Raw genomic sequence first — 13,893 nt, 5'->3', positions numbered from 1 at the left:
ACTGCCTATTCTTACCGCTGCCGATCACCGCGACCGAAGCTTCTTCCTCGCTAACAAAACTGGTTAACTCATTGATTAACAAGGAGTTTTCGTTTCATCTGCTCCGGAAGAGGTGCGAATTATAGGCCCATAAGAAGTTACGTCAAGACTTATTTCCGTGATCAGTCATGGATATCATAGGTTGGAATCGCCAAACGCCAAGTTTGAGGCGCCTCGACGATAGCGATCAGCTTTTCCAGCGCCATGGGTTTTGCGAAATAGTAACCCTGAGCTTGGCTTGCACCCATTTCGCGCAGTAAGTTCAGGGTCGCTTCGTCCTCGACCCCTTCAGCCACCACGGAAAGGTCTAGCGACTCAGCCATCCGCACAATGGCTCGAACGATAGCCCGGCTGCGAGGGCTAGCCGTCAGCTCCAAGATGAAGGACTTGTCTATTTTAAGGCCGCTGAAACGGTACTGATGCACATAGCTTAACGAAGAGAATCCTGCACCGAAATCATCGAGCACCACCGACATTCCCTGATCTGCCAGTTGCTGCATGGTTTGTCGCGCAATAGCGGGCTCAGCTACCAAAGCACCCTCGGTCAGTTCAAGACAAATCCGCGATGGTGCAACGTTGTGTCGCGCCAACAATGACAGTACTTCGCTGGCGAACTCAGGGCGAGCCATGCTGTAGCTGGAACAGTTCACATGCACCGGTGGCCAATTGCAGTGCTCGGGCCGCGCGAGAATCACCGCGATGCTGTTGAGCATATACAGGTCGAGCCGACCAATCAGACGCAGACCTTCGACATCAGGCAAAAACTCTCCCGGCGCAATAACACGACCGTCCGCTAGATGCCAACGAATAAGGGCTTCCAGCGCTACCAGCTCTCCGGTTTCTACACTGACTATTGGCTGAAAGTATGGCAACAATTCGTCGGTGCGCTTGAGCGCATTGCGCAGCGCCCCTTCGCGCTCGACCTGATCCGACACCTCACGGCGCACTTCTTGGTTGAAAACCGCATAGCTATCACGCCCCCCACTTTTGACCCGGTACATCGCTATATCGGCGTCGCGCAACAGCTCGGCGGGCCCATGATGAAACTGAGCATCGGCGCAAACGATTCCAATGCTGCACGACGAGAACACTTCATGCCCGGTGATAAAAAAAGGCAGGTCGAACGCAGCCAGAATACGCTCCGCAATATCGATTACTACTTCAAGCGGAGCTTCAGGTGCCATGACCGCAAACTCATCTCCGCCCAATCGCGCCAGTAAGTCGGATTCGCGCAAACAGCCGCGCAAACGATAGGAAGCCTCACACAGCAGCAAATCACCAAAATGATGGCCCAAGCTATCGTTGACGACTTTGAAACGGTCCAAATCGATAAACATTACCGCTAAAGGTCGGCCATTCTTGCCAAAACGCACCCAAGCGGCGTCTAGACTCTGTTGCAGGTAGGTCCGATTTGGAAGGCCGGTTAATCCGTCATGGGAGTTCTCGTGCTGCAACTTGGCATTCGCATTATCAAGTTCACGGGTACGATCCTGAACCCGGGCTTCAAGTTTTAGATTGGCCGTGTGAATCGCATCTGCGGCACTGCGTCGGGACAATGCGGTGTCGATGTGCCGTGACACAAAAGTCAGTAATTCTTGATCACGCATAGAGTAACTGAACTGGGTGCTGTAGCTCTGCACCACCAACACGCCACGAACCACATCATTTTCGAATAACGGCACGCCGAGCCAAGATTGAGATAGGGCAGCATCACTGAAAATATCGATTTCACCCCTATCCTTCAAGCGCGATGCCTCTGCGGCGTCGATCAGACAAGGCTGCCGTTGGCGAATTACATACTCCGTAAACCCTCGCTGGCCACGGCGCGCAAACGGACGCCCGCCAAGCTGCTCATCGACGTAGTAAGGAAAGGTGACCTCTGAGGTAGCTTCGTCAAATAGCGCGATGTAGAAATTTTTCGCAAACAGTAAATCACCGACGATTCCATGCAAACTCCGAAACAACTCAGCCATATCGCCAGGGCGGCTGGACAGTTCAGCAATCTGGAACAATACGTTCTGTAGGTGCTCGGCACGTTCCCTGTCGGCAACTTCTTGGCGCAGTGCATCATTGAGCGCCGAGAGCTCCAGTGTCCTGCGCATGACTGTCTCTTCAAGGTCCGCTCGATGCAAAAGCCGGTCGAGCGCCATTGCGACATGACGTGCCACTACCAAAAACAACGCTCGGTCTTCCGCACTGTAAATGCGAGACACGTCATATACCTGCATCGCCAACATACCGAACACTTCGTCGGAGGCGTTTTTAAGCGGTGCCCCCATCCAGAACTGAGGACGATCACCTACGCAGAAAAAACGACCCTCGGCCTGTGCAGCTCGGATCTCGGCGGCATCAACCAGCAGCGGCTGACCCGACGTGAGTACTTGCCCGGTCATCGAAAGGTGCGTGGGATCCAGATATTCGTAGTTCTCGGATTCCAAAGCATCAACATCAATAATGTCGACGTAATACGGGTACGCAATCTTGCCCGTGTGCGGATCATAGAGCGCGAGGTAGAAATTTTCCGCATCAATCAGCGTCGCAAGAAGTTGGTGAATACCCACCAGGAATACTGATCGGTCGCGGGTAGAGCTAGCAAGGTAGGTAATTTCATACAGAACGCGTTGAGTGATCTGAGCGCGTGCTAACGTGTCCGTTTGCACCTGACGGCCCAAGCGCAATGCGAAATCGGCAAGTTCCGGCTCGTCAGCGTCATCCAGCGGCGCCAACAGCCAACCCAAAACACTTTCCCCCGACCCAGTCGGCCAGCAATACAATCGCCCTGCGCAGAAATTCTCGAACGCCTCGTTGGCAATAATGGATGGCCACTGCGCGCGTGCATCACCCTGTCCCACTAGATGTAACTGCTCGCCCGCTCGGTACACCGCCCAGGCAGTTGAATGCGGCCAATTACGCGCGGCATCTAATAAGTGCTTGATCGAATCCTCACGACCAACAGCCGTCATCCCATATCCCTGTTTGCTCGTTGATTGAGGTATCACGACGTTATCAGCTTTTGGCTGCCGCAGGGCGTCTGTCACAGGACGAATGCTCATCAGCGCTCCATGCCAGGAACTGGCAGTACTCATCTTAGTGATTGCTAGCAAGTCGGCGCTGAACGTGTCATTCAAAGCTTTTCGCTTTTTTATTCAATAGTTTTATACCCTTAAGTACAAATCGCCGTCGAAGCTTAATTCTCTAGTCAGCGTTATAAGTGGCAATCGCCTGCCGCGATGAGTGAATCCCCCGGCTCTAACTTGATGCTGCCGCATGTTTTAAGATCCTAACCAATGCCGACGAGCATCACCAAGAAGGGCTCTCCAATCGCCCACATCAAATTAATACGCATTCGCCGCGACCTGGCCGTTACTGACGATAAAAATTCCGGAGCTAGTACCCAAGCGAGTTGCGCCGGCGTCGAGCATGGCTTGTGCGGTGGCCGCATCTCTCACACCACCCGATGCTTTGACGCCAATGTCCGGGCCGACCACCCGGCGCATCAGCAGTACGTCATCCAATGTGGCGCCACCATGTCCGAAGCCGGTAGAGGTTTTGACGAAGCCAACTTTTAAGTCGCGACAGATTTCACAGGCATGAATTTTCTCTGCCTCGTTGAGTAGGCCGGTTTCAAGAATCACCTTGAGCGTTACCCCTTTGCAGGCGTTGAACACTTGAGCGATGTCCTCACGCACTTGATTCAGTAAGCCATCCTTAAGCCAACCAACATTAAGCACCATATCTATCTCACTGGCGCCAGCCTCGATGGCAGCGCTGGCTTCAAACGCTTTAGCTACGCTCAACCCCGCCCCCAACGGAAAGCCGATAACGGCGCACACCAACGGCGATGTATTGCGCAAACACTCCACGGCCAATGGCACGTTGGCACTATTGACGCACACCGATTTAAAACCGTGCTCAATCGCCTCTTCACACAGGTGCCGAATGGCGGCTTGCGACGCGTCGGCAGCAAGCAGTGTGTGGTCTATGTAGGCGGCAAAAGCGGAAGTCGAGGCTGGCATAACGATGTCCTTTGCAAAGTGCAGCGAGGCAGCTGCGAAAATGTTACATTTAAATCATTAAATGTTAATAATTTCACATTGTAAATACTTTAATGAATCTCTACTCAGCGAAGAAATCGCGGCTTTTTTTGAGCTAAAAACTACGCGAAGTAACGCCGCACATTAGCGAAATGCTATTCAAGTCGCCTAGTGATTTTCTGCGCTCTATCTACCTTGAACTTCATCTCACCAAGCGATGCGATTACCTATCTATTAACAGAGGAATACGCTCAGCTCGAAGAGGTAAGGGCCGGAGGCAGCACTATGTCCTTTCGCACCCTGCCAATAGACGAAGCGAGCACGAAAACCGATGACTCATGTGAATTTTACGAACATGAAAAGCCCGATACTGTGAGTACCGGGCCGCGCAAATCTCTGGAGGGAGACTCGCAGTGGGTGCTTTCCGAACAGGCTCCCAAGGTTTTTCGATCAATATGCAACGAATCAGGCGTCTTGCAAAATCAGGTCGGCGCCCCTCTCCGCAACCATCAGTACTGCGGCGTGGATATTACCGCTCGTCACATTGGGAAAAATTGACGCATCGACGATGCGCAAGCCATCGATGCCATGGACTTTAAGCCGTTTATCGACCACCGACTTCTGTACATCCGCACCCATCGCGCATGAGCCGCACAGGTGATAGATCGAACCGCTGTTTTCGCGAAAGTATTGCAGCATCTGCTGGTCGCTTTCGACCACTGGCCCGGGCAGCACTTCCGCAACCGTGATGCTTTTCAAGGCCGGCGCCTGCATGATTTTGCGCATCAGCCGACTGCCCTGGATCACTTCGTCGATATCCTTTTGCGTGCTCAGGTAATTGGGGTCGATCAGTGCCGCGTCCCGAGGGTTCTTCGACTTGATCTCGATATGCCCGCGGCTGGTCGGCCGACACGGGTTGAAGCACAGCAGGAAACCGGAATACGGCTCGGGCTTGAGGCTGGCCTTGTTGTTTTTCGGGATCTGGTACGACAACGGGTTGAAGTACAGCTGCAGGTTCGGGTTGGCCTGCGCCTCGTTGCCACGAAAGAAACCACCGGCCTGATTGACGCTCATCGCCAAGGCACCCTTGCGGGTCAGCAGGTATTTGAGGCCGAGCTTGAGCTGGCCGAACAGCGAGCTGAGCTGGTCATTAAGCGTCGGGACATTAGCTTTGTAGTAGTAACTGGCGCACAGGTGATCCTGAAGGTTCTGCCCCACCGCCGGCAGGTGCTTGACCAGCGGAATCTGGTGCCTGGCTAGCAACGCCTTATCGGCGACACCGGACAGTTGCAGAATCTTCGGTGTGTCGACGGCACCGGCGCAGAGGATCACTTCCTTGCGCGCCTGAAAGGTGCGGACGAGGCCGTGTTGAGTTACGGAAATGCCGCTGGCCCGATCGTTCTCGAACAACACCCGGTCCACCAGCGCGTAATGCTCGACCGTCAGGTTCGGGCGGCTGAGTGCTGGATGCAGATGCGCAAAACTACTGGAGCTGCGCTGGCCGTCCTTAGTGTTGACGTCGTAGATGCCCGAGCCTTCGAATTTCGGGCCGTTGAAGTCATCACTGTGCGGATAGCCGAGTTCGTCGCACCCCTTGAGGAACACATCGCAGATCGGATGAGTCTGGCCCTTCATCGGGGTGATGCTGATCGGGCCGCTGCCACCGTGGTATTCGCTGTCGCCCAGTGGATGGTTTTCCAGTTTGCGGAAGTACGGCAGCACGTCCTTGAAGCCCCAGCCATCATTGCCGTTGGCCGCCCAGTCGTCGAAGTCATGGGCCTGGCCACGGACGTAGACCATCGCGTTGATCGAGCCCGAACCGCCCTGGACCTTGCCGCGCGGGGCATAGATTTTCCGGCTATTCAGCTGCTTTTGCGGTTGGCTGTAGTACATCCAGTTGAAGGTCGGGTTGTAATACATTTTGGCGAAGCCGACCGGGATCTTGAACCACAGGGAACTGTCCTTGCCGCCCGCCTCCAGCAGTAACACCGTATATTTCCCCGAGGCCGAAAGCCGGTTGGCGAGGATGCAGCCCGCGGCGCCTGCGCCCGCGATGATGTAGTCGTATGTCATTTAAGTCATTGTCCAAATAAACCGTCAGGCGCAAACCCTGTGGGAACGGGGTTACGCCATTTTGCGTCAGCCTCTGGCCGGCGATGTGTCTTTGACGTCTGCCGGAGTCGGCGCCATTTGCAGGTGCAAACGCTCGCCGATGTACGGCGAATGCCTGCGCACCACGTCCATGTTCAGCTCTACCCCAAGGCCCGGCTCGGTAGAGGGGATGATGTAGCCGTCTTCCCATTGCAACGGTTTGGTCAGGACTTCGGCATGGAAACCACCCCAGGTCATGATGCTTTCCTGAATCAGGAAGTTCGGTGTGCAGGTCGCCAACTGGAAACTCGCCGCAGCACCAATCGGCCCGTTGTAGAGGTGCGGGGCGATTTGCGCGTAATAGGCTTCGGCCATGCTTGCGATCTTCTTGGCTTCCAACAGTCCGCCGCAGCGCGCCACGTTCATCTGCAGAATCGACGCACCGCCAGCCTGCAACAGCTTGAAGAACTCGTACTTGGTGGTCAGACGCTCGCCGGTGGCAATCGGGATTGTGGTCTTGGCGGCGACTTGCGCCATGGCGTCTTCCTGACCCGGCGGCACCGGTTCTTCGAACCACAGCGGGTCGTACTTCTCCAGGCGCTTGGCCAGGCGAATCGCTGACGATGGGACCATTTGCCCGTGAGTGCCAAACAGCAGGTCGCACTTGTCGCCCACCGCTTCGCGAATTTTGCGGCAGAACGTTTCGCAGCGTTCTAGCACTTCCAGCGAGATCTGGTGCCCGGAGTAGGCGGTGTAAGGCCCGGCCGGGTCGAACTTCACGGCGGTGAAACCTTTGTTCATGTTCTCGATCGCACATTCGGCAGCCAGGTCCGGGTCGTCGTAGTCGTACTCGCCCTTACTGTTGACCGGGTACAAATAGGTGTAGGAACGCAGGCGCTCGTTGACCTTGCCGCCCAACAGTTCATAAACCGGCTTATTCGCCGCTTTACCGATGATGTCCCAGCAGGCCATCTCAAGGCCGCTGACCACCCCCATCATCGTCAGGTCCGGACGCTGGGTGAAACCGCTGGAATAGGCCTGACGGAAAAAGCGTTCGATGTGGTGCGGGTCGTGATTCAGCAAGTAGCGTTCGAACACGTCTTCGATGATCGGCAGCATCGCTTTGGGGCCAAAAGTCGCGGCGTAGATCTCGCCGACGCCTTCAATACCGCAATCGGTCTTGAGCTTGACGAACAGCCAGTACATACCGCCGATGTGCGGCGGCGGTACGGCAACGATATGGGTTTCAAGGGCGACGATTTTCATCTCAGGCACCTGTTTTATTCAAAGAAGTCTTGATCAAAGAAGTCTTGATCACAGATTTACGGCTGATACGAGCACGCAAGGTCAGGGCCGCGAGAGTCCCGAGCAGGCCGACGAAAGCGATGTAGCCGAAATACAGCTTGTAACCAACGGCACCGGGGAAATGCTCGGTGAGGTAGCCGTTGATCAACGGAATAAAAGCGTCTGGCAGGTAACCAACCACCGAGACGATGCCGATGGCCAGGCCGGTGATGCGCAGCGGTATGTTGCAGGTGTCGAGGATCGCCCAGTACAAGCCGCGAATCGCGTAAGTCATCAGGCCGATGAAGATCACCGTACCGATCAACAGGCCCATGCTGTTGAGCGCCGGGAACACGACCAGGCCGACCATTGCCAGTGTCGCGAAGAACAGCGCCACAATCAGCACCGAGATGTTCGAGAACTTGTCACCGAGCCAGCCGCCGCCAATCCCGCCAATCGGACGCATCCACAACTTGATGGTGGTGATGGTGCCGGCCATGACCGCGGTCATACCGCCGCCCTGAAGGTAATCGGAGAAACTGTAGGTGGCCCAGAAGATGTGATAACCGCAGAACACAATGGCTGTCACCAGCCACAGCTCCGGGATTTTTACCAGCGTGGCCAGGTCGCTGAGCAGGTTGTACTTGCCCTTCTCCACTGGCGCGGTGTCTTCCATCGACTTCGGATCTTTGATCAGTACCAGCACACAGCCGATGGCGATACAGGTGATGGCGTAGAGGTAGACCACGTGCTTGAAGCCTTCAGCGGCAGACTCGCCACGGGTTTCGGTGGCGAAGGCGAACAGCCCCAAAGCAACCGTCGCCAGCAAGGCTTCCACCAGGCCGCGACCGCCGTCGAGGATACCGAAGAACCGGCCCTGTTCAGTGTGGTGAGCAATCATCTTCACCCGCTTGAGCACCGAGGCCCAGAACGTCAGGCCAGTGGTCAGCCCCCAGCAACCGAAGATGATCATCAGACCGATCATCGACGGCGCCGTGGAGTACCAGAGCCCCAGGGCTCCAGTGGCCACCAGTGAAAAGAAAATCAAAAAGCGTGGCGCGATCCGGTCCGCCAGCCAGCCGCTCGGCAAGTAGCTGAGCAAGAAAATCGTCCCCAGCATCGAGTACAGATAACCCAGCTCGCTGTGGTTGATTTGGAACACCTCAAGCATGGTGGTCTGGTAGACCTGCCGCAGGTACAGGATCGGGTAGATCGCCCCGGCGGCCAGCACCAACAGCATCAACTGGACGTAGCGACTTCCCTTGTCACTGTGGCTTTTTGCACCCGCGTTCGAACCCTGAACAGCGGCAAAAGTGGTTACAGGCTTGGACATCTGTGAGACCTCGGGCAGCCCGGTGGTCCGGGCGCGCCAATAATTATTTTTATAGGTGCTGCGGGAGGCGTGTTGCAGGTGGATCAGTACTTCATCACCACGAGTCGGGTCTGGGTGAATTCGAGCATGCCGTGCTTGCCGTCATCACCACCCAGACCAGAGCGTTTCCATCCGGCGTGGAAGCCCTGGTACGGGTCGGCCGGAGTCCTGTTGACGTACAACTCACCGGCCTCGATGGCGTTGGCAACTTTCATGGTGGTGCGGTAGTTCTCGGTGTACAGCACCGACGACAGGCCGAACTGGTGGTCGTTGGCCATGGCCAGCGCTTCGTCGATGTCGTGATACTTGAGCACCGGCAGCACCGGGCCGAAGATTTCTTCCTGGATGATTTCCATGTCCTGGCGGCAATTGCTCAGCAGCGTAGGCGGATAGAAATGACCGGCGCCTTGCGGGATAAAACCGCCTATTTCCAGTACAGCACCGTCGGCGACGGCGCGCTCGACCATGGCATGAATGTTCTGTTGCGAACTGGCGTTAACCAGCGGGCCCATAAGGCTCGCGTCGGTGGTGCGGTCGCCGAATTTTACGGCGCTGATTTTCGATTTCAGCAGCGCGAGGAATTGCTCGTAGACGCTTTCCTGTACGTAAACCCGCTCTACCGCCGTGCACAACTGGCCGCAGTGGGTGGTCTTGGATGCCACGATGGCGATGGCGGCGGCTTCAAGGTCAGCGTCGGCTTCGATGATCGCCGGGGTTTTTCCGCCCAGTTCCAGCGATGGCTTGGCGATGTTGACCTTGCAGTAATCGAGCACAATGCGCCCGGCGTTGACGCTGCCGGTCAGGGTGATCAAACCGACGGCTTTGTGGGTGCACACCGCAGCAGCGGTCGCGTGATCCATGGTCAGGATGTTGATTACACCAGCCGGCAAACCGGATTGCTGCACAGCCTTGGCGATTTCAAACGCCGAGGTCGGGGTGTTGTTGCTCGGGCGCACCACCACGGTGTTCCCGGCAATCAACGCCGGGGCGATTTTACGCAGCAAGGTGTAGACCGGGTAGTTGAACGGAATCAGACAGGCGACCACACCGATTGGCTCGCGGTGCAGGAACAGGTTTTCGTTAGGCGTGTCGCTGGGAATGATCTCACCTTCGATCCGCCGCGCCCACTCGGCGTGGTAACGGGTGATCTGCGCGGCGTAACGAGCTTCGTTGCTGGCGTCGGCCACGCTCTTACCGGACTCGGCGGCGAGGGCAGAACCGATGTTTTCGGCGCAGGCTTCGAGGGCGTCGGCGAATGAACGTAGGTGCTCTGCGCGCTCGATGCTGGTGAGCTTGCCCCAGCGCTTCTGGGCGGCGGCGGCAGCCTCAACAGCTGCGGTGGCTTCAGCGCTGGTGGCGGCCGAAACCTGACCGACCAAGGCTTGGGTCGCCGGGTTGTAGACTGCAATCAGCGCATCGCTGGCAGGCTCAATAAAGTGACCGTTTACAAAGTTTCGCTCGAGTCGCATGTGAATCGCCCATCGTTGTTTTTATCCAGTTCCCGCAGTCTTGGCATCCTGAGGGGGTTGAACAAACGATTTATTGAGCGCGGGAACATTCGAAAAAGGCAGGTTACCCCTTAACGAATCAAAATCCCTGTGGGGGCGGGGGAGTTTAGCTGGCGGCGGTGGAGGGTTCGAGCTGCCTTTGCGCCAACCAGATTTCTTCTTGCAACCACTGGCTGAACACCTGCAATTGCGGCATCAACGTTTGCTCCGGCCGGGTTACCAGCCAATAGGATTGATGCCCTTCCACATGCACGTTCAGTACTTGGGTCAACTGCCCGCTGGCCAATTCCGGCGCGACCATGTGCCAGTCGGCAATGGTGATGCCTAACCCATCGGTGGCCGCGCGAATCGCCAAGTCCAGCAGGTCGAATTCATAACCGCCCTGGGTATCGACGCCGCTGATTTTCGCCGCATCGAGCCAGTGTTTCCAGGTCAAGTAACGCTGGTCTTCCCGGGCCAGCACGTGCAGCAAAGTCAGACGATTAAGGTCGATCCCGCCTTCGCTCCATTCCCTTGCATACAGGGACGGCGTGCACACTGCGATGTGCCGTTCCTGGATCAACAGCGAGCTGTCCAGGCCATCCCACTCGCCATCGCCAAACCGGATCGCACAGTCCAGGGTACTGGTTTGCGCCAGGCTGTCTTGCAAGCGCGTGGTGATGCTCAGCTCTAATTCAGGATGCTTCTCCCGCAGCCGTCCGAGGCGCGGCATCAACCAGCGACTGGTGAAGGTCGGCGGCGCATTGATGTGCAGGCGATTGGCGTGGGATTTCTGCTGAATACTGCGCACCGTCAGCTCGATTTTGTCGAAGGATTGATGCAGCGCCCGCAGCAAAACCCGGCCGGCGCTGGTCAGTTCGAGGTGATGATGCCGACGCTCCAGCAGGTTCTCGCCGAGCTGTTCTTCGAGCTGACGCACTTGGCGGCTGACCGCACTTTGGGTGACATTAAGCAACTCCGCCGCCCGGGTAAAGCTGCCGGTGCTGCCAGCCACTTCGAAGGCTTTGAGCGCATTGAGCGCGGGCATTTTGCGTTTCATGAACAGTACTCGCGCAGGGGCTGACGAGTGCCAAGCATCCCACGGCTTGTGGGAAATTTCCTGAGTAACATGCATTTTTGTGTTGTGCGGTGCGATTTCGATGCGGTCGCCCCACCCTGTCAACACCGCGAATCTTCGCCTGCCCCGAAAAGCCCGGAATCAGCGAAATCGAACTGGGGTCGCACCTGCACCGACGTGGTCGGGCGTTTCGGCTACTACACGGACTTTTCGCGAACCTTCCTTCGGCGAACAAGCCGCCACTGCCGAACAACAGGAGCTTTACAAGCTGGCTTACGAGCAAGTGCAGACCAACTTGGAAATGCTCAAGGTTTCCGACTACCCGTTCAATCCACGCCTGATGCCGCGTTGCATTGCCCCGAACGGCGCCGTTACCTCTTCGACACCGTCCGTTTCCCCCTTGTTTCCACCTGGAACAAGGGGCATTTGTGGCCACCGCACAGTGTTTCGTACCCGCGCTTTCATCCGTCCGGCCTGTCTAGCTCAAGCGGCAGCCTCCCTTACGGTCAGTAACATGCGTTTATCGAACGTTTAAGCGTTGAATTTATCGTTTGTCGATCTTCGCCCAGATGACAAAACTGCGGGCATCTCTAATAAAAACAACATGAGAGCAGCCCTATGTCCTACCCCGCCTCCGTCCTCCTGATTTCGTTGCGCCTCGTTCTGCTGCCGGCTTCACGCCCGGCACGCCTGCGCCTTCGCGGTGCTTGCCACTGACAGTTTCGGTTCATCGAAAACCGACCGCGTCTGCCGCTCGCCCCCTCTGCGGCCAGTCGAAAAACGCACTTTTGCACGTTATCGGAGAGGCATATGAAAGACTTAATGACACTGGACGGCGCCCTGCCGCATCCAGCGGTAAACGACCTGTGCACCCAAGTCAAAAAGGGCGAGGTCAATCGTCGCCAGTTCCTGCGCACTGCCGCGCTGCTGGGCATCACTGTCGCCAGCGCCAGCACCTTTCTCGGCTCCGCGCTGCTCGGTAATTCAGCCCACGCCGCCGATGCGGTGACGCCGCGCCAGGGCGGTAGCCTGCGGTTTGCCTGCGCCATCCAGGAAATCCAGGACCCTATGCTGATCACCTGGATCGAAGCGTCGAACCTGCTGCGCAACTCCCTGGAATTCCTGACCTGGGTCGATGCCGATAACATCACTCACCCGTACCTGGCCGAGAGCTGGAGCCCGTCCGCAGACCTCAAGATATGGACCTTCAACTTGCGCCAGGACGTGAAGTGGAGCAACGGCGACAGCTTCAACGTCGAGGACGTGCAGCACAACATCGAGCGCTGGATTGCCGCCGATTCCAAGTCGGTCAACCGCACCGCGTTCCAGAACATCACTGCCTTCGAAAAAGTCGGCGACTTCCAGTTCCGTCTGGTGTTGAAGCGGCCGATGCTGGCGATCCCGGAGATGCTCAACGCCTTCACTTGCGCCATCGTTCACCGTAGCTTCAAGGCAGGTGACGATTGGGCGAAAAATCCGCTGGGCACCGGGCCGTTCAAACTGGTGTCGTTTGCGGTCAACAAGCAGGCGACCTTCGCCAAGCGTGCCGATTACTGGCGCAAATCGGCCAACCTCGACGAGTTGCGCTACGTCGACATGGGCACCGACATCTCCACCCACCTCGCCGCATTGCAGGCCGGGCAAGTGGACGTGTTGTACCGGGTGACCGTGGCCGAGCTCGACCTGGCCAAACGCTTGCCGGGCGCGCAGTTGCTGACCTGTAAATCGGCGCAAACCATCGTGATGCGCATGGCTTGCGACCAGAAGCCATTCGATGACGTGCGGATTCGCAAAGCGGTGGTGCTCTGCGCCGACAACGCTCAGATGCTCAAAATCGCCTATCGCGGCATGGGCACCCTGGGCGAAGACCACCATGTTGCCCCGTCGCACCCAGAATACTTTCCGCTGCCTAAACGCGCTCGTGACGTGGCTGGAGCGAAAAAACTCCTCGCTGAAGCCGGTCATACGAACGGTATCGACATCGACCTGATCGTCGGCAACACCCAGGGTCGCTACGAACAGGATTGCGCACAGATCCTGCAGCAAAACTGCGCCGAGGCCGGCATCCGCATCAACCTTAAGGTGATCCCGGCCACTCAATACTGGCCGATCTGGGACAAAGCCGCGTTCAGCCTGACCTACTGGGCGCATCGCCCGCTCGGCGTGATGTCGCTGGAACTGGCCTACCGCAGCGGCGCAGCCTGGAACGAAAGCCATTTCAGCGACCCGGCGTTCGACGCCGCGCTGGATAAAGCCATGGGCATCATCGACCCGCAACAACGGGCGGTGGCGATGCAAAGCGTCGAGCAGATCCTGCAAGACGCCTGCGTCATGGTCCAGCCGTTCTGGGGCGACAAGTTCACTGCCGCGAGCAAGAAGGTCCAGGGGTTTCAGGTTCACCCGTCAGACTTCTACCCAATGGATCAAGTCTGGTTGAGCGCCTGATTCACGCGCCGCCAACGACCCCGCCCACTCAGATGCGGCGGGCCGCTATCTCTTGATTAGCCG

Annotated in this window: 8 protein-coding genes; 1 reads left to right on the top strand and 7 read right to left on the bottom strand. The window is 57.1% G+C overall.

The window, feature by feature from the left end:
• Positions 1 to 161: 161 nt before the first annotated feature.
• From QN378_RS04885 to QN378_RS04855, 7 genes are all read right to left on the bottom strand, one after another.
• Entirely contained in the window at positions 162 to 3,092 is a 2,931-nt protein-coding gene (locus tag QN378_RS04885; RefSeq protein WP_322202872.1) for an EAL domain-containing protein, read from the bottom strand.
• A gap of 282 nt (positions 3,093 to 3,374) precedes the next feature.
• On the bottom strand, positions 3,375 to 4,055 hold the full coding sequence (deoC, locus tag QN378_RS04880; protein WP_322202870.1) for a deoxyribose-phosphate aldolase: 681 nt from the start codon (positions 4,053 to 4,055) through the stop codon (positions 3,375 to 3,377).
• Between the two features lie 483 nt (positions 4,056 to 4,538).
• Positions 4,539 to 6,146 carry a GMC family oxidoreductase gene (locus tag QN378_RS04875; RefSeq protein WP_322202868.1) on the bottom strand — a complete coding sequence of 536 codons (1,608 nt, stop codon included), beginning with the start codon at positions 6,144 to 6,146 and terminating at the stop codon, positions 4,539 to 4,541.
• 66 nt (positions 6,147 to 6,212) lie between these two features.
• Entirely contained in the window at positions 6,213 to 7,430 is a 1,218-nt protein-coding gene (locus QN378_RS04870; protein ID WP_322202866.1) for a mandelate racemase/muconate lactonizing enzyme family protein, read from the bottom strand.
• A 1-nt stretch (position 7,431) separates the two neighbouring features.
• Complete coding sequence (locus QN378_RS04865; protein ID WP_322202864.1) at positions 7,432 to 8,781, bottom strand: MFS transporter; 1,350 nt, start codon at positions 8,779 to 8,781, stop codon at positions 7,432 to 7,434.
• An 83-nt stretch (positions 8,782 to 8,864) separates the two neighbouring features.
• Positions 8,865 to 10,289: an aldehyde dehydrogenase gene (aldA, locus tag QN378_RS04860; RefSeq protein WP_323549020.1), complete on the bottom strand. Its 1,425-nt coding sequence runs from the start codon at positions 10,287 to 10,289 to the stop codon at positions 8,865 to 8,867.
• 145 nt (positions 10,290 to 10,434) lie between these two features.
• Positions 10,435 to 11,367 (bottom strand): LysR substrate-binding domain-containing protein, encoded by a 933-nt coding sequence (locus QN378_RS04855; RefSeq protein WP_322202860.1) that lies wholly within the window; start codon positions 11,365 to 11,367, stop codon positions 10,435 to 10,437.
• Between the two features lie 828 nt (positions 11,368 to 12,195).
• Between QN378_RS04855 and QN378_RS04850 the strand changes: the two genes are divergently transcribed.
• Positions 12,196 to 13,830, top strand: a complete 1,635-nt coding sequence (locus tag QN378_RS04850; RefSeq protein WP_322202858.1) for an ABC transporter substrate-binding protein — start codon at positions 12,196 to 12,198, stop codon at positions 13,828 to 13,830.
• The last annotated feature ends 63 nt before the right edge of the window (positions 13,831 to 13,893 follow it).

Source organism: Pseudomonas sp. 10S5 (assembly GCF_035019745.1).
In the GTDB taxonomy this organism is placed as follows: Bacteria; Pseudomonadota; Gammaproteobacteria; order Pseudomonadales; family Pseudomonadaceae; genus Aquipseudomonas.
This window is presented reverse-complemented; position numbering and strand designations above follow the sequence as displayed.

Bases quoted from the DNA above. Each gene is read 5' to 3' on its own strand.
- QN378_RS04865 (WP_322202864.1), bottom strand. From the start codon at position 8,781: ATGTCCAAGCCTGTAACCACTTTTGCCGCTGTTCAGGGTTCGAACGCG.
- QN378_RS04875 (WP_322202868.1), bottom strand. From the start codon at position 6,146: ATGACATACGACTACATCATCGCGGGCGCAGGCGCCGCGGGCTGCATC.
- QN378_RS04870 (WP_322202866.1), bottom strand. From the start codon at position 7,430: ATGAAAATCGTCGCCCTTGAAACCCATATCGTTGCCGTACCGCCGCCG.
- deoC (WP_322202870.1), bottom strand. From the start codon at position 4,055: ATGCCAGCCTCGACTTCCGCTTTTGCCGCCTACATAGACCACACACTG.
- QN378_RS04885 (WP_322202872.1), bottom strand. From the start codon at position 3,092: ATGAGCATTCGTCCTGTGACAGACGCCCTGCGGCAGCCAAAAGCTGAT.
- aldA (WP_323549020.1), bottom strand. From the start codon at position 10,289: ATGCGACTCGAGCGAAACTTTGTAAACGGTCACTTTATTGAGCCTGCC.
- QN378_RS04850 (WP_322202858.1), top strand. From the start codon at position 12,196: ATGAAAGACTTAATGACACTGGACGGCGCCCTGCCGCATCCAGCGGTA.
- QN378_RS04855 (WP_322202860.1), bottom strand. From the start codon at position 11,367: ATGAAACGCAAAATGCCCGCGCTCAATGCGCTCAAAGCCTTCGAAGTG.